The sequence below is a fragment of the Amycolatopsis bullii genome (genome assembly GCF_014654205.1).
Lineage (GTDB): Bacteria > Actinomycetota > Actinomycetes > Mycobacteriales > Pseudonocardiaceae > Amycolatopsis > Amycolatopsis plumensis.
Map to the genome: position 1 here is coordinate 26,615 of NZ_BNAW01000029.1, position 23,949 is coordinate 50,563.

Below are 23,949 nucleotides of genomic sequence, written 5' to 3' on the forward strand. Positions count from 1 at the left end.
TTACTCAGCCCGTTCTTCGGGGCTCCGGGTGCCGGAGCCCCCGGCCCGGGCCCGAGGCCCGGTTGTTTCAGCCCGCCGCGCGCGTCACCACGGCGTTGCCGGTGCCCGTGCGGGCGCGGACCTTCAGCTTCACGCCACCCTCGGGGGCGGTGTCGGCCACGTCCAGTTCGCTGGACACGCGGCCGCCGCTGGAGGTCAGGTCGACCTCGGCGGACGTGCCGCCGCGGATGCCGACGCGAACCTCGCCGGAGCCGGTGATCAGGTCGAGCGTGCCCGACGCGGCGTCGGCCACCGACAGGTCGCCGCTGCCCGTGCGGGCCATCACCTCGCCGGAGACCGCGCCGAGCCAGACGTCACCGGTGCCGGTGGCCAGCGTCGCCGACCCGCTGATCGACGACGCCTCGACGTGCCCGCTGCCGCTGCGCAGCTGCAGCCCGCCGAGCGTCGGGCCGAGCTTGACCGCGCCGCTGCCGGTGCGGATCGTGGCCGAGCCGTCGGCGCGGTCGAGCTTCACCTCGCCGGAGCCGGTCAGCAAGTCGACGCGGCCGGCCGAGCCGGTCACGGTGACGTCCGCCGCGCCCGCCCGCACCTCGACGTGCGAGCCCGCCGGCGCGTGCACCTTCACCGCGAGGGCGACGTTGCGCAGCTGCCAGGCCTTCGGGGCGCTCACGACCAGGCGGTTGCCCAGCTTCTCGATCCGGCTCTGCCGCACCGCCTCGGCGGGGGAGGCACTCGGGTCGACGCCCAGCTGGTCGCCGAAGCGCTCGCCGACCCAGGACAGCAGGCTGTTGACCCCCGCCACCCACGGCTGCTGCTCGCCCTGGTCGTGCCGCAGCTCGACGCGCGCACCGGAGTCGCCCTCGAGGACGACCTCGACGCGGCCGATCGTGACGCTGAGGTCGAGCTCCAGCGGGACGTCGGTCTCGAACTCGTCGACCCGGACCAGTTCGTCGTTCGGCTCTTCGGCCGGTGTGGTCTGTTCTTCGCTCATCGTCTCGTCCCCTCAGCCTTCGACCCAGCCGTGCAGGTGCGATCCGCTCCCGCCGCCCTTGCCGTGGTGCTTGTGGCTCCCGCCCCCGCCGAGCGCGCCGTGGCCCAGTGCGCCCTGGACCGCCTGCGAAACGAAGGTGTTCAGCGAGATGCCCTGCGCGGCGGCGGCCCGTTCGGCCTGGCCCTTGATCTGCTCGACCAGCCGGAGGGTGATCCGGCTGATGTCACCGCCGTCGATCGGCGGCGGCGGTGTGGTGTCACGTGGTGTCGCCCGTGACGTCGTCTCCTCGGCGTCACCGGTGACGACCACCCGGACGTCGCGGCCGTCGAGCCGGACGTCCACCACCTGGCCCGGCAGCGCGGCCGTGACCTCGGCGGCGAGGTCGGCGAGGGCGTTCATCAGGGTCAGGCGGACGGCGGGCTCGAGCGCGGAGGACAGCAGCGCGGCCGCCCGCCGGGTGTGCTCGTCCCCGGCGGCAGCCGTGTTCGCGAGGTCCTCGCGAAGGTTGGCGATGTACGGCGTCAGGTCCATGACATCACTATGACGTCATCCGTGATGTCAGTCAAGGTCGGCGTGGTGTCACGTGTCCCCCGGAAGTGATCGCCCTCACGCGGTTAGGCTGCGCGGGAGCCGGGAGAAGGAGTGCCGAGTGACCGGAACCGTGTCACCCAGAGTGCAGCTGATCGCGAAGACCGAGTTCTTCCCGCCCGGGGACGTGCCGTGGTCGACCGACGCGGACGGCGGTGAAGCGCTCGCCGAGTTCGCCGGCCGCGCCTGCTACCAGTCGTGGAAGAAGCCGAACCCGGCCACCGCGACGAACGCCGGCTACCTCGAGCACATCATCGACGTCGGGCACCTTTCGGTGCTGGAGCACGGTTCGGTGACCTTCTACATCACCGGCATCTCCCGGTCGCTGACCCACGAGCTGATCCGGCACCGGCACTTCTCCTACTCCCAGCTCTCGCAGCGGTACGTCCCGGAACGCGACGCCGAGTTCGTCGAGCCGGAGATCATCGCGAACGACCCCGTGCTGCACGAGAAGTTCGTCGCCGCGACCCGGGCGAGCGTCGAGGCCTACACCGAGCTGCTGGCCGGGCTCGAGGAGAAGTTCGCCGACGTCCCGAGCGCGACCCTGCGCCGCAAGCAGGCCCGCCAGGCCGCCCGCGCCGTGCTGCCGAACGCGACCGAGACCCGCATCGTCGTCACCGGGAACTACCGGGCGTGGCGGCACTTCGTCGCCATGCGCGCCACCGAGCACGCCGACGTGGAGATCCGCGAGCTGGCCGTGGAGTGCCTGCGGGAGCTGCAGAAGGCCGCGCCGAACGTGTTCGCGGACTTCACCATCTCGACGTTGCCGGACGGCACCGAAATCGCCACGAGCCCGAAGGTGCTGGAAGCCTGATGAAGCGACTCGCAATCGATGTCCGGCCCGGCGAGTACGCCGTCGTGCGGCTGCCCGCGGACGCCGCGGTGCCCGCCGAGCTCCTCGAGCCGGGCGACGGCCTGGTTTCGGTGACGCGGACGCCCGAGGAACTGTCGGTGATCTGCCCGGCCGGCCGCGAGCCGGGCGGGGCCACGGCGGCCGAGGACGGCTGGCGGCTGCTGTCGGTCCGCGGCCCGCTGGAGTTCACGCTCACCGGCATCATCGCCGCGCTGGCCTCGGAGCTGGCCGCGGCCGGGGTCGCGCTGTTCTCCCTTTCGACGTTCGACACCGACCACATCCTGGTCCGCGCCGGCGACCTCGACCACGCGGTCGCCGCCCTGCGCGAGTCCGGCCACGAGGTCGCCTGACTTTTCGCACTTTTCACCGCCGTCGAACCGGGTATCCGGGGTCGAGGGTGGGAGCCGTCACCCTTGAAAAACAAAGTTCGGAGCTCCTAAACTTCGGTTTAGGGTCCCCGACATCCGGTTTTCGAGAGGTGGGCGTCATGGCTGTGACCGAGGCTGTCCGGCCGAGACTGGTGACCCGCCTGCGCACCGGGTCGGCCCTGCTGGGCCCGGCGTTCGTCGCCGCCATCGCCTACGTCGACCCGGGGAACGTCGCCTCCAACATCAGTGCCGGTGCCCGCTACGGCTACCTGCTGGTCTGGGTGATCGTCGCGGCGAACCTGATGGCCGTGCTGGTGCAGTACCTCTCGGCGAAGCTCGGGCTGGTCAGCGGGCGGTCACTGCCCGAGGCCCTGCGCGCCCGGCTGTCCCGGCCCGCGCGGCTGGCCTACTGGGCGCAGGCGGAGATCGTCGCCGTCGCCACCGACCTGGCCGAGGTGGTCGGCGGCGCGATCGCCCTCAACCTGCTGTTCGACCTGCCGCTCATCGTGGGCGGCTTGATCACCGGCGCGGTGTCGCTCACCCTGCTGGCGGTCCAGGACCGCGGCGGCCAGCGCACGTTCGAGCGGGTCGTCACCGGCCTGCTGGTGGTGATCGCCGTCGGCTTCCTGGCGAGCCTGTTCGTCGAGCCGCCGTCGGCCGCGGCGACGGTGGGGGGCCTGATCCCGAAGTTCGACGGCTCGGGCAGCGTCCTGATCGCGGCGGCCATGCTCGGCGCGACGGTGATGCCCCACGCCGTCTACCTGCACTCGGGCCTGGTCCGCGACCGCCACGGTCGTCCCGACGGCGTCCGGCGGCACCGCCTGCTGCGCGCGACCCGGGTCGACGTCGGCTTCGCCATGCTCCTGGCGGGCGCGGTGAACCTCGGCATGCTGCTGCTGGCCGCGACGAACCTCCAGGGCCAGGAGGGCGTGGACAGCATCGAGGGCGCGCACGGCGCGGTCGCCGCGGCGCTCGGCCCGGGCGTCGCGCTGCTGTTCGCGATCGGCCTGCTGGCCTCGGGCCTGGCGTCGACGTCGGTGGGCGCGTACGCGGGCGCGATGATCATGCAGGGGTTGCTGCACAAGCGGATTCCGCTGGTCCTGCGCCGCCTGGTGACCCTGACCCCGGCGATCGTGGTGCTCGCCCTGGGCGCCGATCCCAGTGCGGCGCTGGTCGTTTCCCAGGTGGTGCTGTCGTTCGGGATCCCGTTCGCGCTGGTGCCGTTGATCCGCTTGACGGCCGACCGTGATCTGATGGGGGAGGACGTGAACCGCCGTTCGACGACGGTGGCGGCCTCGGTGATCGCGGCGATCATCATCGCTCTCAACCTGGTGCTCATCTACCTCACGGTCACCGGTTGACCCAAGGAACGGGGACACGCGGCCATGGCCTGGATCTTCGCCCTCAACGCCGAATGCGGGGAGCGCGAGACCCACGCCCGCGACCTCGCCCGGCACTTCGACGGCTGGCCGGTGCGGGTCTTCTCCGACGGCCCCGGCTGGTGGTGCGGGGTGACCCCGGAAGGTCTCAGCCGGTCCGGAATCGGCTCGCCCGAGGACGCAACGGCCATGACTGCGGCCGGGCGCCGGCTCTACTGGCTGCTGCGGACCGCGCCGCCGGTGTACCGCTACGCGCTCGCCGGCGTCGAGACCGGCGGGTTCCGCAGTTGCGACGAGCTCATGGCGGAGCCGGACCTGACGATCTTCCCCGGTCTCGTCGTGTCCGAGGACATCTGGGCCGCGACGGGCAAGCGCGCCGAGTTCAGCGACTTCGCCCCGGGCTACCGCTGGCTGCCCTACCGCGGCGAAACCCACCGCTGACCCCACCCTTCGGCTCCCTAGGGATAACTGTCCCAGTGATGTGGCGGTTATTTACTGCCTCGTCGCTGTGACAATTATCCCTAGGCTCGGCGAGCCGACCCGCAAGCACGCCGGTCCGGGCACGAATTCCGCGGAACCCGCGGCGCCCCGCGGCGGTCCGACTAGCATCTGCGCGACCGCCGCCAAAAGGAGCACCGTGACCGACGAACAGACCCGACCCTATCCGCCGCAGGCACCCATCACGCCTGGTCAGCGGGTCGTCGCGGGCCGCTATCTTCTGCTCGGCGAACTCGGCCGGGGCGGCATGGGCGTCGTGTGGCGGGCGCGGGACCAGGTCATCGGGCGGCAGGTCGCGGTCAAGGAACTGCGGCTGCCCGACGCCGAGTCGGCCGCCGTCTTCTCCGAACGCGCCCTGCGGGAGGTGCGCACCGGCGGGCGGCTCAACGATCCCGCGATCGTCACCGTCTACGACGTCGTCACCGACGGCGGGACCACCTTCATCGTCATGGAGCTCGTCGAAGCGCCCAGCCTCGCCGACCTCGTGCGGCAGCGCGGCCCGATGCCCGCCGCCCAGGCCGCCCGGCTGGGGGAGCGGGTGCTCGCGGCGCTGCAGGCCGCGCACACGGCCGGGATCGTGCACCGGGACGTCAAGCCGGCGAACATCCTCGTCGCGCCGGACGGCCGCGTGAAGCTCACCGACTTCGGCATCGCCCACGCCGTCGACGACCCGCGGCTGACCACCAGCGGCATGATCGTCGGTTCGCCCGCCTTCATGGCGCCGGAGCGCGTCGAGGGCCGGGACGCGACGCCGGCGTCCGACCTGTGGTCCCTCGGCGCGACGCTGTTCTTCGCCGTCGAAGGCTCGATTCCGTTCGAACGCGCGACCACCGCCGCGACGCTGCACGCGATCATGACCGAGATCCCGTACCTGACCCGCGGCCAAGGCCCGATCGCGGCGGCCATCCTCGGCCTGCTCGTCACCAACCCGGACGCGCGGCTGACCGCGGCCCAGGCCCAGAACCTGCTGACCACGGCACAGGGCATGCGGCCCACCCCGCCCCACGGCACGGCGATGCTCGGCGCCCCCGCGCCGCAGCCGCCCGCGAAGAAGCCCCACCGCGCGCTGTGGCTCGCGGCGGCCGCCGTGCTGGTCGTGGCGGCCTTGATCGGCGGGTTCTTCGCGGGCAAGGCCTACGAGACGCCCGCGGTGGACAAGCAGAAGCAGCCGACCATGACCTACGGCGTCGGCGGGCAGCTGCGCACCGACATCGGCGGCTACTTCCGGTGCTTCAACACCACGGTGCAGGACGGCTCGATCATCAGCGACGATGACAACAAGTCGAGCGAGTGCAGCAAGAGCCACACCCTGGAGGTCTACGAGATCGGGAACCTGCTCTCGGTGGAGAACTGGAGCTCCGACGACGCCAAGATCGCGGCCTATCCGAGCCTGCCCGCCGTGACGGCCAGTGCCGAAGCGGCGTGCGCGACCGCGTTCCGGTCGTCGATCGTGCCCGAATCCCGGCGGCCGGACCTCACCTACCGCGCCATCGTCCCCACCCAGGCCGAGTGGGAAGCCACGCCGGTCAAGAACGAGGAACCCGCCCGCGAGTTCTACTGCCTGCTCGCCCGCGCCGACGGCGGGCCGATCACGGCCCCGATCGTGACCAAGGTCAAGTAGAAGTTCCGCGACGAACGGCCGACTCCGGGAAATCCTCCTGGTGACCAGGTCGACGCGGTTTTCGTCGGACCCTCGGGGTACCTTCTTCCCATGTCCAACCCACCTACCGCAGCGCCCGGACGGCCGTTCGGGCGCGTGCTCACCGCGATGGCCACCCCGTTCGACGCCGAGGGCGCGCTGGACCTGAAGCGGGCGCAGGAGCTGGCCGAGCACCTCGTGGAGCTGGGGAACGACGGCCTCGTGGTCAACGGCACCACCGGCGAGAGCCCGACCACGAGCGACGCGGAGAAGCAGGACCTGATCCGCGCCGTGGTCGAGGCCGTCGGCGACCGCGCGACCGTCGTGGCGGGCGCGGGCACCAACAACACCGCACACAGCATCGAGCAGGCCAAGCAGGCTGAAGAAGCCGGGGCGCACGGCCTGCTGGTCGTCACGCCGTACTACTCGCGGCCCAGCCAGGCCGGCCTGTTCGCGCACTTCACCACGGTCGCCGACAGCACCGGGCTGCCCGTGCTGCTCTACGACATCCCGCCGCGCTCGGTCGTGCCGATCGAGGTCGACACGCTGCTGCGGCTGGCCGAGCACCCCCGGATCGTCGCGGTCAAGGACGCCAAGGGCGATCTCATCGCCGGGTCCGAGGTCATCGCCAACACCCACCTCGCCTACTACTCCGGCGACGACGGCCTGAACCTGCCGTGGATCTCCGTCGGCGGCGTCGGCGTGGTGAGTGTGATCGGTCACGTCGTCGCGGGCCGGATCCGCGCGATGATCGACGCCTACGAGAACGGCGACACCTCCACCGCGCGCACCAACCACCGCGGCATGCTGCCGGTGCTACGCGCGATGTCGCGGGTCGGCGGGGTCGCGTTCAGCAAGGCGGCGCTGCGGCTGCGTGGCTTCGACATCGGCGACCCGCGGCTGCCGATCGTCGCCCCGACGAGCGAGCAGACAGCCCTGATCGCTGCCGATCTTGCCCAGGGCGGCGTGCCGCTGGGCGACACGGCGGCCCAGGACTGGCATGGTGAGCGGGTGGCACAAGCAGATTCGCGAGCGGCCTACGTCGCGCCGACCTCGCACACCAGCGTTGGGACCCTGCCTCGGTGAGCTCACTTCTCGTCGGCCCAGGCCCCACCAACGCCCCGCCCGCACTGCCCGAAGGAGCCCTGCGCGTCGTCGCGCTGGGCGGCATCGGCGAAGTCGGGCGCAACATGACCGTCTTCGAGTACGGCGGCCGGCTGCTCATCGTCGACTGCGGGGTGCTCTTCCCCGAGGACGACCAGCCCGGCGTCGACCTGATCCTCCCGGACTTCCGCGCGATCGAGGACCGCCTCGACGACATCGAAGGCCTGGTGCTCACCCACGGGCACGAAGACCACATCGGTGCCGTCCCGTTCCTCCTGCGCCTGCGGCCGGACCTGCCGATCTACGGCTCGAAGTTCACCAACGCCCTGCTCGCGGCCAAGGCCAAGGAGCACCGGCAGCGGCCGAACCTGATCCAGGTCCGCGAGGGCGAGCGCCGCGACGTCGGCGTGTTCAACCTCGAGTTCTTCGCGGTCAACCACTCCATCCCGGACGCACTGGCGGTGGCGATCCGCACCCCGGCCGGCGTGGTCCTGCACACCGGCGACATCAAGCTCGACCAGCTCCCGCTCGACGGGCGCCTCACCGACCTGGCCGGCTTCTCCCGGCTCGGCGACGAGGGCGTCGACCTGTTCTGCGTCGACTCGACCAACGCCGAGGTCCCCGGGTTCGTCATGCCCGAGCGCGACATCGGCCCGGTCCTCGACGACGTCATCCGGAAGGTCGACCAGCGCGTCATCGTGGCCTGCTTCGCCAGCCACGTCCACCGCGTCCAGCAAGTGCTGGACGCCGCCCACCGGCACGGCCGCCGGATCGCGTTCGTCGGCCGCTCGATGGTCCGCAACATGGGGATCGCCGCCGAGCTGGGCCTGCTGAACGTGCCGGACGGCCTGCTCGTCGACCTCGACCAGGCGAGCACCCTGCCGGAGAGCAAGGTCCTGTTCGTCTCGACGGGTTCGCAGGGCGAGCCGCTCTCGGCGCTGTCGCGGATGGCGCGCGGCGAGCACCGGCAGATCTCGATCCGCGCGGGCGACACGGTCGTGCTGGCCAGCTCGATGATCCCGGGCAACGAGACCGCGGTGTTCGGCGTGGTCAACGGCCTGACCCGGCTCGGTGCGAACGTCGTCCACCAGGGCAACGCGAAGGTGCACGTGTCCGGCCACGCGTCGGCGGGGGAGCTGCTCTACCTGTACAACGCGGTGCGCCCGAGCAACGTCATGCCGGTCCACGGCGAGTGGAAGCACCTGCGCGCGAACGGCGAGCTGGCGATCCGCACGGGTGTCGCGCCGGAGAACGTGGTCATCGCCGAGGACGGCGTGGTCGTGGACCTCGTGGACGGCAAGGCGTCCCGCACCGGCCGCGTCGAAGTCGGTCACGTGTACGTCGACGGCCTGTCGGTCGGTGACGTCGGCGAGTCGACGCTGTCGGATCGCCTGGTCCTCGGCGAAGGCGGGTTCATCTCGATCAGCGTCGCGGTGGACTCCAGCACCGGCCGCGCGGTCAGCAGCCCCACAGTGTCCGGCCGCGGCTTCTCCGACGACCCGAAGGCGCTCGCCGCCGTCGTGCCGCTGGTGGAGATGGAGCTGGCGCGCACGGAGGCCGAGGGCATCACCGACACGCACCGGATCGCCCAGGCGGTCCGGCGGGTCGTGGGCCGCTGGGTGGCCGACACCTACCGCCGCCGCCCGATGATCGTCCCGACGGTCATCCCGGTCTAGACCGGATCCGTCCGTGAAGGCCGCACCGGGAATCCCCTCGGTGCGGCCTTTCGGCTTGTTACGCCGTCCGGCCCACTGGACACCGCTTTCCCGCGGGATAACCTTGATCCCACCCCGCCTCGCGCAGAGAGGCCGCGCCGATGGGACGTCATTCGGACGGTAGACGACGCCGGCTGCTCGTGCCCGCCCTCGCGACCGGTCTCGTGCTCGTCCTCGGAGCCGCCGCGTGGGTGACGGTGACGACCGTGCGTGCCCGGCCGTCGTGCGAGCAGCCCGCGAAGGTCCTCGTCACCGCGTCCGCGGACATCGCGCCCGCGCTGTCGCTCGTCGCGCGCGGTCTGGACCTGGGGTGCGGCAGCATCGAGATCCAGACCCGGGAGGCGACGCAGGCGGCCGAACGGCTCGCCATCTCGGACGGCAGCCCGCGGCCGCAGATCTGGGTGCCGGACTCCACCCTCGCCTTGCGGCGCGCCCACCAGCTCGGCGCCTCCGACGTCCCTGAAACCGGCGCGTCGGTGGCGAGCTCGCCGGTGGTGCTCGCGGTCGCCGCCGACGTCGCCAAGGGCCTCGGCTGGCCGGAGCGGGTGCCCACCTGGGCGGAGGTACTGGCCGCGCCGGGCGCGGTGCCGGGGATGCCGGACCCGGCCCGCGACGCGGTCGGCGCGCTGGCGCTGCTCGGGTTGCGGGACAGCGTCGCGGCGTCGCCCGAGCCGTCGGCCGCGTACGTGGCGACGCTGCGGCGGTTCTCCGCCAACACGCTCGGCGCGGAGACGGAGCTGATCGCCCGGCTGCCGGGCTCGAGCGACGGCGGCGGCACGGCCGCGGTGACGGCGTTCCCCGCGTCCGAGAACTCCTTGCTGCGCCACAACGTCGAGGACCCCAAGCCTCCGCTGGTCGCGGTCTATTCGGCGGCGGTGCCCACTTTGGACTACCCGTTCGCGGAGCTGGGCGGGATCAGCCCGCAGCAGCGCCCGATCGTCGAGGCCTTCCGCGACGCGGTGCTCGGTGACATCGGAGCGGACGCGATCGCCCGCACGGGCCTGCGCGCGGCGGGCGGCCAGGCACTGCGCAACCACCCCGACGACCCGCGGGTGCAGCCCCAGGGCATCCGGACGGCGAACCTCCCGCTCGCGCCGGCCGTCGACGAGCTGCTCAATCAGTGGGCGGGTGTCAATCTCAGCGCGCGGGTGCAGGTGCTGGTCGACGTGTCGGGCTCGATGAACGCGCAGGTCCCGGGAACGGGCCTGAACCGCATGCAGGTGACGATGCAGGCGGCGGCGAAGGCGATGCACCTGTTCAAGCCGGCGACCCAGCTGCGCATGCTGGCGTTCTCGACGCGCCTGGACGGCGACAAGGACTACCGCGAGCTGCTCCCGATGGCCCCGGTCGCCCAGCACCTGGCGAGCGGAGCCCTGGAGAAGCTGGACCAGGTGAAGGCCACCCCGGACGGCGGAACGGGCCTCTACGACAGCGTCCTCGACACCTACCGCACGGCCCGCCGGGAGTGGGAGGCGGGCCGGTTGAACGTGGTGATCGTGATGACGGACGGCCGCAACGACGACCCGCACGGCATCTCCCGCGAGGACCTGCTGGCCGAGCTGGCGAAGCTCCAGGACCCGCGCCGCCCGATCCCGCTGATCGGCGTGGGCATCGGCCCGGACGCGGACAAGGCCGAACTCGACCAGCTGACCGCGGCCACCGGCGGCCAGGCCTTCGTGGCCCCCGACCCGGCGAAGATCACGGACGTGTTTTTCGGGGCCCTGTCCCGCATCGCCGGCGGATGAGCCCGTGCGCCGGCGGGCATCACGCGTGTCCCGAGGGGCATCACGCGTGATCCGCGGGGCATCAGCGCGATGCCCCTTCAATCACGCGAGTTGCCTCGCCAAGCACGCATGATGCCCCTTCAATCACGCGTGATGCCGGTTGGCGCACGGCGGGATCGCCGGCGGATGAGGACGTAGACACCGAGGATCACCGCCAGGCTGATCAAGCTCAGGTACAGCTGCGCCCGCGCGTCCTCGTCGACGAACAGCATCGAGGCCACGACCACGAGCGTCAGCACCAACGTCACCCAGCTCAGCCACGGGTAGCCCCACATCCGCAGCTTCAGCTTCTCCGGTTCTGACGCCTCCAGCCGCCGCCGCATCCGGATCTGGGAGCCGCAGATGATGGCGTACACGAACAACGCCACCGCGCCCGCCGAATTGATGATGAAGTAGAAGATCTTGTCCGGGGACACGTAACTCATCACCACCGCCACGTACCCGACCGACGTCGACGCCAGGATCGCCTTCCACGGCACGCCGCGCGCGTTCGTGTCCGCGATCCAGCCCGGCGCCCAGCCGTGGCGCCGCAGCGCGAACAACATCCGGGATGCCGTGTACAGCCCCGAATTCAGGACCGACAAGGCGGCCGTCAGGACCACCGCCGAGACGATCGTCGACGCCGCCGGGACGCCGAAGCGGCCGAACGCCGCCGCGAACGGGCTCGTTTCGCTCGGGATCTCGCGCCACGGGGTGATCATCACCAGCAGGGCCACCGAACCGACGTAGAACACGATCACACGCCAGACGATCGTCGAGGTCGCCTTCCGGACCGCCGTCTCCGGCTGGTCGGACTCCGCCGCCGCGATCGTGACGATCTCCGCGCCGAAGTACGAGAAGATCACGATGACCACGCCGTGGACCACCGAAAACGGCCCGTTCGCGACGAAGCCGTCGAGCCCGATGTTGCCCACCGAGAAGTGCGCGTCCGGCCAGAGGCCGAGCACGAACAGCGTTCCGAGCAGCAGGAACACGATGATGGTGGCGACCTTGATCGACGCCAGCCAGAACTCCGTCTCGCCGAAGGACCGCGCCGACGCCAGGTTCGTCGCCGTCAGCAGCAGCATCAGCGCCAGCGAGAACACCCACTGCGGGACGCCGGGGATCCAGCCCTGCAGGATCTTCGCGCCCGCGACGGCCTCGAACGCGACCACGCCGACCCAGAAGTACCAGTACAGCCAGCCGATGGTGAAGCCCGCCCAGCCGCCGAGCGAGTCGCGCGCGTACTCCATGAACGAGCCCAGTGACGGCGCCGCCGTCGCCATCTCGCCGAGCATCCGCATCACCAGCACGACGAGCAGCCCGCCGATGGCGTAGGAGAGCACGGCGGCCGGCCCGACGGTGTGGATCACCGCGCCGCTGCCGATGAACAGGCTCGCGCCGATGATGCCGCCAAGGGCGATCATCCGGACGTGCCGCTGCCGCAGGTCGGGCCGCAGCCCGGACTTGGTGGTCAAGGTGCTTCCTCCCCGGGGACGTGGGTGGCGGAATTTTCGCACCCGCTCCGCACCCGGTGCAGAATTTGCGCAAGCTCAGCGGGCGAGGACTTCCGAGTTCCGCTGCACGAAGTACGCCCCGGCCAGCAGGATCGCCGAGCCGAGCAGCTGCGGCCAGGCGAGCTGCTCGCCGAGCAGCAGCCACGCCGCGACCGTCGTGATCACCGGTTCGACCAGGCCGAGCACGCTCGCCACCGACGCGGGCAAGTGTCGCAGCGACGAGGTCCCGCAGACGTACGCGAGAACCGTCGCGACCAGCACCAGCAGCGTCAGCAGCAGCCACACCGGCGGGTGCCAGACGCCGAACCCGACTTCCGCGTCGAGCAGCCCGACGGGCCACGTCCACGGCGGCGCGACGAAGCTGATCGCGAGCGCGCCGATCACCATGCCCCAGGTGACCAGGCCGAGCGGGTCGATGCCGGCCACCGCGCGTTCGCCGAGCAGGAAGTACCCGGCCGAGCACAGCGCCGCGCCGAACCCGGCCAGCAGGCCGAGCCCGTCGAGCGTGACGCCTTCCCAGACCTGGGCGACCAGTGCGAGCCCGGCCATGGCCAGCGCGATGCCGCCCCACACCGCCCGGGGCAGCCGGTGCCGCCGCACGAACCGCACCCACAAGGCGATGAGCACCGGTGAGACGAACTCCAGCAGGATGGCGATGCCGACCGGGAGCCGGCCCGCCGCGACGAAGTAGAGCAGCTGCACGCCGGCCACGCCGAGCAGGCCGTACCCGGCCAGGACGGGCAGATCGGCCCGGCGCACCCGCAGCTTCCGCGGCGCCACCAGCGCCACCCCGGCGAGCAGCACGACACCGGCGAGCGCGATCCGCGCCGCGGCCACCTGCTGCGGCGTGATCCCGGCGGACATCGCGGACTTGCCGAGCGTGCCGGACGTGCTGAAGAACAGGGCGGCGAGCAGGACATAGGTGGTCCCGCGGCCCCGGTGGGCAACCCGGGGCGGCGCGACGACGGGGAGTTCGGTGGTCACCGTCGCGACTGTAGGTGCCCCGGCGTCACCGCCGAAACGATTATCCCGGTTACTCGGGTCACGAGGGTGCCGAGTCCGTTTCGTTACTTTCCGGTGGGAACCGGGTCTGCGGGTGGACGTCTTCCGGATGTCTCAAGAAACAGGGGGCCCCGCGGTTGATCCGGCGGGGAATGAGTTTCTTTTTCATTCACGCACGTGTTCGTCGTGCGATGAATCCTTGAAGGGGAAAATGCTGGGGAAGATTTCTGCTGCCGTGGGTGTGGCCGCCGGGTTTGTGCTCCTGTCGCCGGTGGTGGCGTCGGCCGCGGAAACGCCGACGGGTGCGCCGACGACGATGATGGTCACCGTGTCGGGGAGCACGGTGACCATCACGGGAACGTGCGTTACGAAGGGCATCCAGGCCGAAGCGGGTTACGGCACGCACAATGGGCACGAGCCGCTCGACTACAACGTCATGAAGGCGGCCGGCAAGGGCTACGCCCTCTCGTTCAATGGGGTGCCGCCGGGGACCTACGAAGCCATGATGTCCTGCCAGGAGGGCGGCCCCGGGAGTCGCCCGAGCGGCATCCGGGCCTTCACCGTCGGGAAGCCCGCCAAGCCGGCTCCGTCGACCCAGCCCGCCAAGCCGGCCCCGTCCGCCAAGCCGACGCAGCCGGGCAAGCCCACGCAGACCGCGCCGCAGGTGGAGGTGAAGCCGCAGGGGGCGCCGCAGACCGGTGGTGGACCCGTCGAGGACGAATCCACCGCCACGCCGCTACTCGTGGGCGGTGCGGTCGCTCTGGTGGGCGCGGCCGGTGCCGGTGCCGTGGTGCTGCGCCGCCGCGCGGCCCGGCGCTGAGCGGCATCGCGGGTAATCGCACGCGATGAACTCTTGGAGGGGGAGAAATGCTGCGGGTAATTGCTGCCGCTGCGGGTGTGGCCGCCGGTTTCGTGCTGCTGTCGCCGGTCGTGGCTTCGGCTGCGGACCCGACATCCATGAAGATCACGGTGTCGGGAAGCACGGTGACCATCACGGGGACGTGCTTCACCAGTGGCGTCAAGGCTGAGGTGGGTATCGGTGTGTCCAGCGGACAGGAGCACATCGACTACCACGTCATGGCGGTGGACGGGAAAAGGCAGTCCTTCACGTTCACCGGGGTGCGGCCCGGAAACTACCGAGCCAACATGTCCTGCAGCGAGGACAGGGAAGGCTTCGGTGGCCTCATGCGGGCCTTCACCGTCGGGAAGGCCGCCAAGCCGGCTCCGTCGACCCAGCCCGCCAAGCCGGCCCAGCCGCAGGTTGCGGTGAAGCCGCAGGGTGCGCCGCAGACCGGCGGGGGCCCGGCCGAGGACGAATCCACCGCCACGCTGCTCGTCGCGGGCGGTGCGGTCGCCCTCGTGGGCGTAGCCGGTGCCGTGGCGCTGCGCCGCCGCGCAGCCCGGCGCTGAACCGAAGTTTTCGAAACAGCCGTACATCGCAGGCAATCGGCTTGCGATGAATTTCTGGAGGGGAAAAGAAATGTTGCGGGTAATTGCTGCTGCCGCGGGTGTGGCCGCCGGGTTCGTGCTGCTGTCGCCGGTCGTTGCTTCGGCCGCGGAAGCGCCCACGGGAAACGTGGCATCGGTGCATGTTGCGGTCGCGGGAAGCACGGTGACTGTCACCGCCACGTGTGTCGCCAGTGGTGTCCCGGCTGACGCGAGCTACTTCGCTCGCTCGGGTGACCGTGTGCTCGGCGGGGGACCCCTGACGCTGAACGGAAACAAGCGGTCCATCACGTTCAAAGGGGTGCGGCCGGGGGACTACCGGACCGAAGTCTTCTGCGACACGCACGACAAAGACTTCGCCGGCGTAACTCGGTTCTTCACCGTCCCCAAGCCTGCTCCGTCGACCCAGTCGGCCAAGCCGGCGGCGAAGCCCGCGCCGCAGGTCGGGGCGAAGCCGCAGGGGGCGCCGCAGACCGGCGGGGGCCCGGCCGATGACGAATCCGGCGCCACGCCGCTGCTCGTGGGCGGGGCGGTCGCCCTCGTGGGTGCGGCCGGCGCGGGTGCCGTGGTACTGCGCCGCCGCGCGGCTCGGCGCTGAACCGGAGGGTCCGGGTGCTTCGGCACCCGGACCCCTCACTCCGCGCGCTTCAGCCCGGTCGCCACGTGCGTGGTGATCGTGGCCAGCCGCCGCCCCTGGAGGCGGAGGGCGTCGAGCGCGACGTCGTCCGGCGCCGCCGACTTCCGGGACACGAACGAGCCGCCGTACGGGTTGCCCGACTCCTTCAGGTGCGGGTCGGTGTAGCCGAGCGGCACGACGATCGCGCCCCAGTGGTAGAAGACGTTGTTGATCGCCAGCAGCGTTGACTCGAGGCCGCCGTGGGCGGTGGACGCCGTCGTGAACGACGTGGCCACCTTGTCCGCCAGCTTTCCCTGCGCCCACAGGCCACCCGTACTGTCCAAATAGGACTTGAGCTGGGCGGCCGGGCCGCCGAACCGGGTCGGGCTGCCGACGGCGAGCCCGTCGGCCCACTCGAGGTCGCCGAGGGTGGCGAGCTCGTGGTGCGGGCCCGTGCCGACCCAGGCCTGCCAGCGCGGGTTGCGCGCGATGGCGTCGGCGGGCACGGTCTCCGGCACCGTCCGCACCCGCACGTCGGCGCCGGTCTCGCGCGCGCCCGCGGCGAGCGACTCGGCCAGGGCGGCGGTGTTCCCGGTCGAGCTGTAGTAGACGACGAGTATCCGTGTGCTCACGTCGCCGACTCTAAGGCCGCCCGCCGGGGTGTCTCACAGTGCGGACGACGCTTTCGGGGGTCCGGGTGGCGGAGCCCCCGGCCCGGAGCGAAGCTCCGGTTGTCACTGCGGCTTCCAGGGGCTGACCGTGTCGGTCGGCCGGGTCGGGTCGTGGAACTTGGGCCGGTCGAGCTCGTCGCGGCGCAGCGGGACGAGGCCGTCGGTGATCGCCTGCATGATCTTCGCGTGCGCACGCACCCCGGCACCCGGCCGCTGCGTGTCGATGTCCGACAGGTCGACCGGGTCGCCGAAGTGCACGCGGAACCGCGGGCGGCGCAGCGGGGCGCTCAGCCCGGAGCGGGCCAGCGGGACCAGGTCGGCCGGGCCGTTGACGGTTTCGGTGCCCCAGTAGACGGCCTCGTGCGCGCCCCACTGGCTGATCGGGATCACCGGCACGCCCGCCGCGAGCGCCAGCCGCGCCGCGCCGGTCTTGCCGCGCTCCGGCCACAGGCCCGGGTCGTGGCTGATCCGGCCCTCCGGGTAGACGATGATCGGCTCGCGCGTGGTCCTCATCGCCTCGACGGCCTCGGCGAACTGCCCCACGGCGGTCCCGGCGTGCTTGCGGTCGACCCGCAGGTGCCCGCTGACCCGCAGCGCCGGCCCGATGACCGGTGCGTCGAGGATGCCGCCGGCCAGCATGAACCGCGGGTTGATGCCGATCCGCTTGCAGGCGGCCATCAGCACGAAGGCGTCGAACACGCCGATGTGGTTCGCGGTCATCAGCAGCGGCTTGCCCCGCAGCTGCGCGGGCACCCGGCCGGTGACCGTGAGCCGCCCGACGAGGTTCACCAGCCCCCGGTCGATGTTCAGCATCGTCCGCCAGATGGCGGGCGCCCGGCGGGCGGTGTTGTCGGAGTTCAACGCGACCATGGGGCAGAGCATGGCAGACGCCGGTTTCACCCGTTTGCGCACTGGCCGGATCGGTTCACCCGGATGGCCGCTCAGCCGCCGGTGTGAGGCAGAAGTTCACCCTGGGCCGAGAGTGGCGCGTGGGACGAACCGCGATGGCCGGTTACCGTAAACGGCATGGCTGGGTCGGCGACGAGGAAGAGAAGCACGGGAAGCGGCGCGAAGGGGGCAGCGGCGCGTAAGCCGCGTACACCCGCGAAGTCACGCCCGGCCGCTCGCAAGCCCGCACCACGCGCCCGCCGAAAGACTCCTGGGATCTTCGGCAAGGGCGTCCGCGGGACCTGGAACCTGCTGGCCAAGGGCATGGGCACACTGGCCCGCACGGTCGGCCGCACCCGCGAGCTCGAGCCGGAACACCGCCGTGACGGGCTCGCGCTGGGGCTGATGGCCCTGGCCATCGTCGCGGCCGTCGGCGTCTGGTGGCGGGCGGCCGGCCCGATCGGGGCCGGGGTGGAGATCGCCACCCGGACCGTCCTCGGGGCCGGGGCCGTCACCCTGCCGCTGGTGCTGGTGGTCGTCGCCGTCGCGCTGATGCGGTCCGAGCCGCACCCGGAGACGCGGCCGCGTATGGTCGTCGGCACGATCATGGTCGTGCTGTCGGTGCTCGGGATGCTGCACATCTTCACCGCGCTGCCCGAGACGAACGACGGCCGGATGTACGCCGGCGGCATCGTCGGCGCGTTCTCCGGCGGCCTGCTCACCATGGGCGTCACCACCTGGGTCGCGGTGCCGCTGCTGATCCTCGCCCTATTCTTCGGCGTGCTGGTCTTCACCGGCACGCCGGTCCGCGAGATCCCGCACCGGCTGCGCAACTGGGGCCTCGACGAGGAGGAGATCGCCGAAGCCGAGGCGCAGCGCCCGGGCTTCGCCACCGACGAGGACACCGTCACCGAGGCCGACCCGAAGTCCGCGCGGCTGCGCAAGCCGTCGCGGCGGCGGCAGGCCACCGACGCCAACCCCGAGCAGCTGGACATCGACGCGATGCTCGCCGAGGCGCCGACGCCGATCAAGCCGCCCAAGCCCAAGCCCGCACCGGTCGAAGTCCCCGAGAAGAAGCCGAAGAAGGCTCCGGAACCGCCGCTCGCGGTCACCCGCACGGTCGAGGGCGACTACCAGCTCCCGCCGCCCGACCTGCTGAAGCTCGGCGACGCGCCGAAGTCCCGCAGCAAGGCCAACGACGCCATGATCGAGGCGATCACCGGCGTGTTGGAGCAGTTCAACGTCGACGCCCAGGTCACCGGCTTCACGCGCGGCCCGACGGTGACCCGCTACGAGGTCGAGCTCGGCCCGGGGGTGAAGGTCGAGAAGATCACCGCGCTGACCAAGAACATCGCCTACGCGGTGGCCACCGACAACGTCCGCCTGCTGGCGCCGATCCCGGGCAAGTCCGCGGTCGGCATCGAGGTGCCGAACTCCGACCGCGAGATGGTCCGCCTGGGTGACGTCCTGCGCGCGCCGACCACGGTCAAGGACAACCACCCGATGGTGATCGGCCTCGGGAAGGACATCGAGGGCCACTTCGTCACCGCGAACCTGACGAAGATGCCGCACCTGCTGGTCGCCGGTTCGACCGGCTCCGGTAAGTCGAGCTTCGTCAACTCGATGCTGGTGTCGCTGCTCGCGCGCTCGACGCCGGACGAGTGCCGGATGATCCTGATCGACCCGAAGATGGTCGAGCTGACGCCGTACGAGGGCATCCCGCACCTGATCACGCCCATCATCACCCAGCCGAAGAAGGCGGCCGCCGCGCTGGCCTGGCTGGTGGAGGAGATGGAGCAGCGCTACCAGGACATGCAGGTCAACAAGGTCCGGCACATCGACGACTACAACAAGAAGGTGCGCTCGGGCGAGATCACCGCGCCGCCGGGGTCCGAGCGCGAGTACCGGCCGTACCCGTACATCATGGCGATCGTCGACGAGCTCGCCGATCTGATGATGACCGCCCCACGCGACGTCGAGGACGCGATCGTCCGGATCACCCAGAAGGCGCGCGCGGCGGGCATCCACCTGGTCCTGGCCACGCAGCGGCCGTCGGTCGACGTGGTCACCGGCCTGATCAAGACGAACGTGCCCTCGCGGCTGGCGTTCGCGACGTCGTCGCTGACCGACTCGCGGGTCATTTTGGACCAGCCGGGCGCGGAGAAGCTGATCGGCATGGGCGACGCGCTGTACCTGCCGATGGGCGCGGGCAAGCCGGTCCGCATCCAGGGCGCGTTCGTCGGCGACGAGGAGATCGCCGCGGTCGTCAACTACGCGAAGGAGCAGGCGCAGCCGGAGTACCAGGACGGCGTCACGGCGGCCAAGGCGGGCGAGAAGAAGGAGATCGACCCGGACATCGGCGACGACCTCGACGTCCTGCTGCAGGCGGCGGAGCTGATCGTGACGTCCCAGTTCGGCTCGACGTCGATGCTGCAGCGCAAGCTGCGGGTCGGGTTCGCCAAAGCGGGCCGGCTGATGGACCTGCTGGAGAGCCGCGGTGTGGTGGGCCCTTCGGAGGGCTCGAAGGCCCGCGACGTGCTGATCAAGCCGGAGGAACTGGAGTCGGTCCTGTTCATGATCCGCGGCGGCGGCCCGGTGGACGCCGATACGAGCGACGACGAGTAGCGCGTGCAACCCGCTGCGGCCTGGTTCCGTCCTGAGCGCGTGGACCTACCGCGATTCCTAGCCGGACTGTTCGCCTTCGCCGTCGTCACGGTGGGCTCGGTCGCCGCCGGGCAGCCCGCTGTCTCCGGGCCGGCCGCGTCGCCGTCGACCGTCAGCGTCCCGGCCGGGCAGGACGTCACCCTGCACCTGGGCCAGGAGGCCGCCGTGCAGGGCAAGGACCTGACCGTGCGCTACCTGCGGGTCGTCGCCGACTCGCGGTGCCGTCCCGGCATGCAGTGCATCTGGCAGGGCGAGGCGACGCTGGCGTTCCTGCTGAAGCAGCCCGGCCACGGCGAGAGCACCACGGCCGAGCTGCACAGCGGCGTGCGCACCGGCCCCCAGGCGACGTCGTTCGCCGGCAGCCGCATCGAGCTGGTGGCGGTGAGCGAGGACGCGGGGGAGGCGACGGTCCGGATCAGCTGAGCGGCGTGCCCCAGTGGTCCAGGTAGGCGACCTCGGACAGCGGCGTGCGTGCGGCGGCCTTGAAGTCCGGGACCGTCGTGTAGGCGACCGGCAGCAGCCCGGCCTGCGTGTGGCCGTCGGGGATGCCGAGGATTTCGGCGGCTTCCGCCTCGCGGGACAGGTGGTACGTCGTCAGCGTCGAACCCAGCCCGCGTGAGCGCAGCGCCAGCTGGAAGTTCCACACCGCCGGGAAGATGCCGCCGTAGAACGCCGCGTCGGTCGCGTTGTCCCCGGCCGGGCGGCCGGCCAGGACCGGGATCACGAACACCGGGACGCGCTCGATCACGTCGATCAGGTGCCGCCCCGACGCCAGTGCCCGCGGTTCGGCGTGCTGCGCGAGGTTGGCGAGGTAGGCCTCGCCGACCTCGCGGAACAGCACGCCGAGCCGGTCCTTGACGGTCTGGTCGCGGACGACCAGCCAGCGCCACGCCTGGACGTTGCCCGGTGTCGGTGCCTGCAGCGCGAGGTTCAGGCACTCCTCGAGGACTTCCGGCTCGACCGGGCGGTCGAGGTCCAGCTTGCGGCGCACCGCGCGGGTCGTGCTGAGCAGGTGATCGATCTCCATGATCACCATCCTGGCTCAGCCGCCGAACTTGCGCACCGCCTCGTAGTACGTCCACGCCGCGCCCTTGCACGCGATGTTCGACCCGCAGACGCTCTTCAGGTCCGTGTACAGGTTGTCGTCGATCTTCAGCCGGTTCGCCGAGGTGAACCGGCCCTGCTTCTTGTAGTTGCGGTAGCCGAAGTCGTGCCGGTGGCAGCCGGGCAGGAACTTCCAGCCGAACGGGTTGTCCGGCGCCCACGAGCAGCCGTCGGACGACCAGTCGAGCTGGCCGTTGTAGGGCGCGGAGTTCCGGATCGTCTCGAAGTTCGAGAGCGAAGTGCTGAAGAGGTACTGGTCGGTGACCGCCGGAATGTCGACGGCGGCCGCGGTGCCGGTGCCCAGCAGGGCGCCCGCGCCGACAGAAACGGCCACCGTCAAGGTGGCCCCCAGGTTCCGCAGTGTCGTGCGCATCGTGTGCTTCCTTGCCGATGGGGGAAAGTGCCCGATCAGCTTCCGGCAGCGCGGTGGCGCACGTCACCGCCCGAAAGGAGGTTTTCACTCACAGTTCGAGCAACATGCGGGAATTTCCCAGAGTATTGGGCTTGGCGTAGGGAAGATCGAGGAATTCCGCTACGCCGGTGTCGTGTGACCGCCGCATCTCCTCGTAGACCTCCTGCGAAACGGGTGTGCCGTCGATCTCCACGAACCCGTGCCCGGCGAAGAAACTGGTCTCGAAGGTCAGCACGAACAGCCGTTTGAGGCCCAGCTCACGCGCTTCGTCGACCAGCCGGGCGACCAGCACGCGCCCGACGCCCTGGCCGCGGACGGCCTTGTCGACCACGACGGTGCGCAGCTCGGCGATGTCCTCCCAGAGCACGTGCAGCGCGGCCGCGCCGACCACTTCGTCACCCACTTCGGCGACCCAGAACTCCTGGACGTCCTCGTACAGCGTGACCAGGTCCTTCTCCAGCAGGACGCGGCCCGCGTCCGCGTCGACCAGGGCCTTGATCTTGCGGACGTCGGCGATCCGGGCGCGGCGGACGGTCGGGCGGGGCGAGTCGGACGGCACGATCGTCAACCCTGCCACATCGCCCGGCACGCGCGGTGACACCATGGGGCTACGCCGTCGTCGGGCCGCCCGGGACCGGCGGCTACCCTGAACGTCGTGCCTTCCCCTGCCGCGGACCCAGCTGCCACCCGACGCGTCTCCCTGCTGACCCTGGGCTGCGCCCGCAACGAGGTCGACTCGGAGGAGCTGGCGGGCCGGCTCGCGGCCGGCGGCTGGGAGCTGGCGGCCGACCCCGAAGAGTCCGACGTCGTGGTGGTCAACACCTGTGGCTTCGTCGAGTCGGCCAAGAAGGACTCCGTCGACACGCTGCTCGCCGCGTCCGACACGGGCAAGAAGGTCGTCGCGGTCGGCTGCATGGCCGAGCGCTACGGGCACGAGCTCGCCGACAGCCTCCCGGAGGCCGACGCGGTGCTGGGCTTCGACCACTACGCCGACCTCTCGGCCCGGCTCGACGACGTCGTCGCCGGCCGCAAGATCGCCTCGCACACCCCGGGCGACCGCCGCAAGCTGCTGCCGATCAGCCCGGTCGAGCGGCCCGCCGCCGCGGAGACGGTCGAGGTCCCCGGCCACGCGCAGAAGGGCTGGGGCCCGCGGGTGCTGCGCACGCGCCTCGACGACTCGCCGGTGGCCGCGCTGAAGATCGCCTCCGGCTGCGACCGGCGCTGCTCGTTCTGCGCCATCCCGTCGTTCCGCGGCTCGTTCGTCTCGCGGCAGCCGGACGAGATCGTCGCCGAGGCGATGTGGCTGGCCGAACACGGCGTCAAGGAGCTGTTCCTGGTCAGCGAGAACTCGACCTCCTACGGCAAGGACTTCGGCCGCGACGGCGCCACCGCGCTGGAGCGCCTGCTGCCGCGCCTGGCGGAAATCGACGGCATCGAGCGCGTCCGCGTCTCCTACCTGCAGCCGGCCGAGACGCGCCCGCAGCTGGTTAAGGCCATCGCGACCACGCCGGGCGTCGCCGAGTACTTCGACCTGTCGTTCCAGCACTCCAGCGAGCAGGTGCTGCGCCGGATGCGCCGGTTCGGCTCGACCGACTCGTTCCTCGCGCTGTGCGAGCAGATCCGCGAGTACGCGCCCGAGGCCGGCATCCGCACCAACGTGATCGTCGGGTTCCCCGGCGAGACGGAGCACGACCTGAGCGAGCTCGAGCGGTTCCTGACCGGCGCGCGCCTGGACGCCGTGGGCGTCTTCGGGTACTCGGACGAGGACGGCACGGAGGCCGAGACCTTCGACGGCAAGCTCTCCGCCGAGGAGGTCGCCGCGCGCGTCACCCGGATCTCCGCGCTGGTCGAGGAGCTGACCGCGCAGCGCGCCGAGGACCGGATCGGCACCTTCGTCGACGTCCTGGTGGAGCTGGACGACGACGGCGAGCTCACCGGCCGCGCCGCGCACCAGGCGCCGGAGGTCGACGGCGAGTGCGTCATCCTCGACGCGCCGGAGAAGGTGCAGGTCGGTGACTTCCTGCGCTGCGAGGTCGTCGACTCGGCGGGCGTGGACCTGATCGTCCGCGCGGTACCGGACGCCGACCGGTGAGTGCGCTCCCCAGCGACGCCGCCGACGAGGGCCTGGCCCGCGACACCCCCGCCCAGGTCCCGGAGCCGACCCCGGTCCCGACGCTCAACGTCGCGAACCTCCTGACGCTGTCGCGCCTGGTCCTGGTGCCGCTGTTCGTGATCGCGCTGTTCGTCGGCGACGGCCACGACACGACCTGGCGCGCGCTCGCGACCGGGCTGTTCGCGATCGCCTCGGCCACCGACCAGCTGGACGGCTGGGTGGCCCGCAAGTACGGCCTGATCACCGACTTCGGCAAGATCGCCGACCCGATCGCGGACAAGGCACTGACGGGCGCGGCATTGGTCGGGCTGAGCGTGCTGGGCGAGCTGGGCTGGTGGGTCACGATCGTCATCGCGGTCCGCGAAATCGGCGTGACGCTGCTGCGGTTCTGGGTCATCCGGCACGGCGTGATCCCGGCCAGCCGCGGCGGGAAGGCCAAGACGATGGCCCAGATCGCCGCGATCGTGGCGTACCTGCTGCCGCTGCCGGCCGGGGCGGACCCGGTGCGGTGGTCGCTGATGGGGCTCGCGCTGGTGCTGACCGTCGTGACCGGCGTCGACTACCTGGTCCGCGCGGTCCGGCTGCGGGCGGCCGGGCGCCGGGTCACCGGGAGCTGAA

25 protein-coding genes are annotated in these 23,949 nt (G+C 71.3%); 15 read left to right on the forward strand and 10 right to left on the reverse strand.

The window, feature by feature from the left end:
* Window positions 1-67: 67 nt before the first annotated feature.
* Window positions 68-991 carry a DUF4097 family beta strand repeat-containing protein gene (locus IE317_RS27770; RefSeq protein WP_191314292.1) on the reverse strand — a complete coding sequence of 308 codons (924 nt, stop codon included), beginning with the start codon at window positions 989-991 and terminating at the stop codon, window positions 68-70.
* A 12-nt stretch (window positions 992-1,003) separates the two neighbouring features.
* Window positions 1,004-1,522, reverse strand: coding sequence for a toxin-antitoxin system HicB family antitoxin (locus tag IE317_RS27775; RefSeq protein WP_191314293.1), 519 nt, complete (start codon window positions 1,520-1,522; stop codon window positions 1,004-1,006).
* A gap of 118 nt (window positions 1,523-1,640) precedes the next feature.
* On the opposite strand from IE317_RS27775, the gene thyX reads away from it, so the two are divergent.
* From thyX to IE317_RS27815, 8 genes are all read left to right on the forward strand, one after another.
* Window positions 1,641-2,393, forward strand: a complete 753-nt coding sequence (gene thyX, locus IE317_RS27780) for an FAD-dependent thymidylate synthase (RefSeq protein WP_191314294.1) — start codon at window positions 1,641-1,643, stop codon at window positions 2,391-2,393.
* Window positions 2,393-2,782 (forward strand): ACT domain-containing protein, encoded by a 390-nt coding sequence (locus tag IE317_RS27785; RefSeq protein ID WP_191314295.1) that lies wholly within the window; start codon window positions 2,393-2,395, stop codon window positions 2,780-2,782. Before thyX ends, IE317_RS27785 begins: the two co-directional genes overlap by 1 nt.
* A gap of 137 nt (window positions 2,783-2,919) precedes the next feature.
* Window positions 2,920-4,161 (forward strand): Nramp family divalent metal transporter, encoded by a 1,242-nt coding sequence (locus IE317_RS27790; RefSeq protein ID WP_191314296.1) that lies wholly within the window; start codon window positions 2,920-2,922, stop codon window positions 4,159-4,161.
* Between the two features lie 24 nt (window positions 4,162-4,185).
* The gene (locus tag IE317_RS27795) at window positions 4,186-4,620 is read left to right on the forward strand and encodes a hypothetical protein (RefSeq protein WP_191314297.1); all 435 of its coding nucleotides are present in this window, start codon (window positions 4,186-4,188) and stop codon (window positions 4,618-4,620) included.
* A 196-nt stretch (window positions 4,621-4,816) separates the two neighbouring features.
* Entirely contained in the window at window positions 4,817-6,298 is a 1,482-nt protein-coding gene (locus IE317_RS27800) for a serine/threonine-protein kinase (protein WP_191314298.1), read from the forward strand.
* 90 nt (window positions 6,299-6,388) lie between these two features.
* Window positions 6,389-7,402, forward strand: coding sequence for a 4-hydroxy-tetrahydrodipicolinate synthase (dapA, locus tag IE317_RS27805; protein ID WP_191314299.1), 1,014 nt, complete (start codon window positions 6,389-6,391; stop codon window positions 7,400-7,402).
* Between the two features lie 44 nt (window positions 7,403-7,446).
* A complete protein-coding gene (locus tag IE317_RS27810; protein ID WP_373309131.1) occupies window positions 7,447-9,096 on the forward strand; it encodes a ribonuclease J in 1,650 nt (549 codons plus the stop codon).
* 140 nt (window positions 9,097-9,236) lie between these two features.
* Window positions 9,237-10,880 carry a VWA domain-containing protein gene (locus tag IE317_RS27815; protein WP_191314301.1) on the forward strand — a complete coding sequence of 548 codons (1,644 nt, stop codon included), beginning with the start codon at window positions 9,237-9,239 and terminating at the stop codon, window positions 10,878-10,880.
* 119 nt (window positions 10,881-10,999) lie between these two features.
* On the opposite strand, the gene IE317_RS27820 is transcribed toward IE317_RS27815, so the two are convergent.
* The 3 genes from IE317_RS27820 to IE317_RS44710 all read right to left on the reverse strand — a co-directional run bounded on the left by IE317_RS27820 (window position 11,000) and on the right by IE317_RS44710 (window position 13,768).
* The gene (locus IE317_RS27820) at window positions 11,000-12,376 is read right to left on the reverse strand and encodes an amino acid permease (protein ID WP_191314302.1); all 1,377 of its coding nucleotides are present in this window, start codon (window positions 12,374-12,376) and stop codon (window positions 11,000-11,002) included.
* A gap of 75 nt (window positions 12,377-12,451) precedes the next feature.
* Window positions 12,452-13,399: an EamA family transporter gene (locus IE317_RS27825; RefSeq protein WP_191314303.1), complete on the reverse strand. Its 948-nt coding sequence runs from the start codon at window positions 13,397-13,399 to the stop codon at window positions 12,452-12,454.
* A 183-nt stretch (window positions 13,400-13,582) separates the two neighbouring features.
* Complete coding sequence (locus IE317_RS44710) at window positions 13,583-13,768, reverse strand: hypothetical protein (protein ID WP_229902948.1); 186 nt, start codon at window positions 13,766-13,768, stop codon at window positions 13,583-13,585.
* Between IE317_RS44710 and IE317_RS27830 the strand changes: the two genes are divergently transcribed.
* From IE317_RS27830 to IE317_RS27840, 3 genes are all read left to right on the forward strand, one after another.
* On the forward strand, window positions 13,761-14,237 hold the full coding sequence (locus tag IE317_RS27830; RefSeq protein ID WP_229902949.1) for a hypothetical protein: 477 nt from the start codon (window positions 13,761-13,763) through the stop codon (window positions 14,235-14,237). The genes IE317_RS44710 and IE317_RS27830 overlap by 8 nt on opposite strands.
* A gap of 47 nt (window positions 14,238-14,284) precedes the next feature.
* Window positions 14,285-14,827: a hypothetical protein gene (locus tag IE317_RS27835; protein ID WP_191314304.1), complete on the forward strand. Its 543-nt coding sequence runs from the start codon at window positions 14,285-14,287 to the stop codon at window positions 14,825-14,827.
* 70 nt (window positions 14,828-14,897) lie between these two features.
* Window positions 14,898-15,461, forward strand: coding sequence for a hypothetical protein (locus tag IE317_RS27840; RefSeq protein WP_191314305.1), 564 nt, complete (start codon window positions 14,898-14,900; stop codon window positions 15,459-15,461).
* A 35-nt stretch (window positions 15,462-15,496) separates the two neighbouring features.
* On the opposite strand, the gene wrbA is transcribed toward IE317_RS27840, so the two are convergent.
* Window positions 15,497-16,111 carry an NAD(P)H:quinone oxidoreductase gene (gene wrbA / locus IE317_RS27845; RefSeq protein ID WP_191314306.1) on the reverse strand — a complete coding sequence of 205 codons (615 nt, stop codon included), beginning with the start codon at window positions 16,109-16,111 and terminating at the stop codon, window positions 15,497-15,499.
* Window positions 16,112-16,213: 102 nt separating this feature from the next.
* On the reverse strand, window positions 16,214-17,020 hold the full coding sequence (locus IE317_RS27850; protein WP_191314307.1) for a lysophospholipid acyltransferase family protein: 807 nt from the start codon (window positions 17,018-17,020) through the stop codon (window positions 16,214-16,216).
* A 156-nt stretch (window positions 17,021-17,176) separates the two neighbouring features.
* Between IE317_RS27850 and IE317_RS27855 the strand changes: the two genes are divergently transcribed.
* Together IE317_RS27855 and IE317_RS27860 are read left to right on the forward strand one after the other, a co-directional pair.
* A complete protein-coding gene (locus IE317_RS27855) occupies window positions 17,177-19,663 on the forward strand; it encodes a DNA translocase FtsK (protein ID WP_191314308.1) in 2,487 nt (828 codons plus the stop codon).
* Window positions 19,664-19,702: 39 nt separating this feature from the next.
* Window positions 19,703-20,125 (forward strand): hypothetical protein, encoded by a 423-nt coding sequence (locus IE317_RS27860; protein WP_229902950.1) that lies wholly within the window; start codon window positions 19,703-19,705, stop codon window positions 20,123-20,125.
* On the opposite strand, the gene IE317_RS27865 is transcribed toward IE317_RS27860, so the two are convergent.
* The 3 genes from IE317_RS27865 to IE317_RS27875 all read right to left on the reverse strand — a co-directional run bounded on the left by IE317_RS27865 (window position 20,118) and on the right by IE317_RS27875 (window position 21,786).
* Complete coding sequence (locus tag IE317_RS27865; protein WP_191314309.1) at window positions 20,118-20,729, reverse strand: nitroreductase family protein; 612 nt, start codon at window positions 20,727-20,729, stop codon at window positions 20,118-20,120. The genes IE317_RS27860 and IE317_RS27865 overlap by 8 nt on opposite strands.
* Window positions 20,730-20,744: 15 nt before the next feature.
* A complete protein-coding gene (locus IE317_RS27870; RefSeq protein ID WP_191314310.1) occupies window positions 20,745-21,179 on the reverse strand; it encodes a phospholipase in 435 nt (144 codons plus the stop codon).
* A gap of 88 nt (window positions 21,180-21,267) precedes the next feature.
* Window positions 21,268-21,786 (reverse strand): amino-acid N-acetyltransferase, encoded by a 519-nt coding sequence (locus tag IE317_RS27875; protein WP_373309128.1) that lies wholly within the window; start codon window positions 21,784-21,786, stop codon window positions 21,268-21,270.
* A gap of 87 nt (window positions 21,787-21,873) precedes the next feature.
* Here IE317_RS27875 and rimO point away from each other — a divergent pair, with 87 nt between their 5' ends.
* Both rimO and pgsA read left to right on the forward strand, forming a co-directional pair.
* A complete protein-coding gene (gene rimO / locus IE317_RS27880; RefSeq protein ID WP_191314312.1) occupies window positions 21,874-23,310 on the forward strand; it encodes a 30S ribosomal protein S12 methylthiotransferase RimO in 1,437 nt (478 codons plus the stop codon).
* The gene (gene pgsA, locus IE317_RS27885) at window positions 23,307-23,948 is read left to right on the forward strand and encodes a CDP-diacylglycerol--glycerol-3-phosphate 3-phosphatidyltransferase (RefSeq protein ID WP_191314313.1); all 642 of its coding nucleotides are present in this window, start codon (window positions 23,307-23,309) and stop codon (window positions 23,946-23,948) included. The genes rimO and pgsA overlap by 4 nt, the downstream gene beginning before the upstream one ends.
* The last annotated feature ends 1 nt before the right edge of the window (window position 23,949 follow it).

Bases quoted from the DNA above. Each gene is read 5' to 3' on its own strand.
- IE317_RS27770 (WP_191314292.1), bottom strand. From the start codon at position 991: ATGAGCGAAGAACAGACCACACCGGCCGAAGAGCCGAACGACGAACTG.
- IE317_RS27775 (WP_191314293.1), bottom strand. From the start codon at position 1,522: ATGGACCTGACGCCGTACATCGCCAACCTTCGCGAGGACCTCGCGAAC.
- IE317_RS27785 (WP_191314295.1), top strand. From the start codon at position 2,393: ATGAAGCGACTCGCAATCGATGTCCGGCCCGGCGAGTACGCCGTCGTG.
- IE317_RS27790 (WP_191314296.1), top strand. From the start codon at position 2,920: ATGGCTGTGACCGAGGCTGTCCGGCCGAGACTGGTGACCCGCCTGCGC.
- IE317_RS27795 (WP_191314297.1), top strand. From the start codon at position 4,186: ATGGCCTGGATCTTCGCCCTCAACGCCGAATGCGGGGAGCGCGAGACC.
- dapA (WP_191314299.1), top strand. From the start codon at position 6,389: ATGTCCAACCCACCTACCGCAGCGCCCGGACGGCCGTTCGGGCGCGTG.
- IE317_RS27815 (WP_191314301.1), top strand. From the start codon at position 9,237: ATGGGACGTCATTCGGACGGTAGACGACGCCGGCTGCTCGTGCCCGCC.
- IE317_RS44710 (WP_229902948.1), bottom strand. From the start codon at position 13,768: ATGGTCACCGTGCTCCCCGACACGGTGACCATCATCGTCGTCGGCGCA.
- IE317_RS27835 (WP_191314304.1), top strand. From the start codon at position 14,285: ATGCTGCGGGTAATTGCTGCCGCTGCGGGTGTGGCCGCCGGTTTCGTG.
- IE317_RS27840 (WP_191314305.1), top strand. From the start codon at position 14,898: ATGTTGCGGGTAATTGCTGCTGCCGCGGGTGTGGCCGCCGGGTTCGTG.
- IE317_RS27850 (WP_191314307.1), bottom strand. From the start codon at position 17,020: ATGGTCGCGTTGAACTCCGACAACACCGCCCGCCGGGCGCCCGCCATC.
- IE317_RS27855 (WP_191314308.1), top strand. From the start codon at position 17,177: ATGGCTGGGTCGGCGACGAGGAAGAGAAGCACGGGAAGCGGCGCGAAG.
- IE317_RS27865 (WP_191314309.1), bottom strand. From the start codon at position 20,729: ATGGAGATCGATCACCTGCTCAGCACGACCCGCGCGGTGCGCCGCAAG.
- IE317_RS27870 (WP_191314310.1), bottom strand. From the start codon at position 21,179: ATGCGCACGACACTGCGGAACCTGGGGGCCACCTTGACGGTGGCCGTT.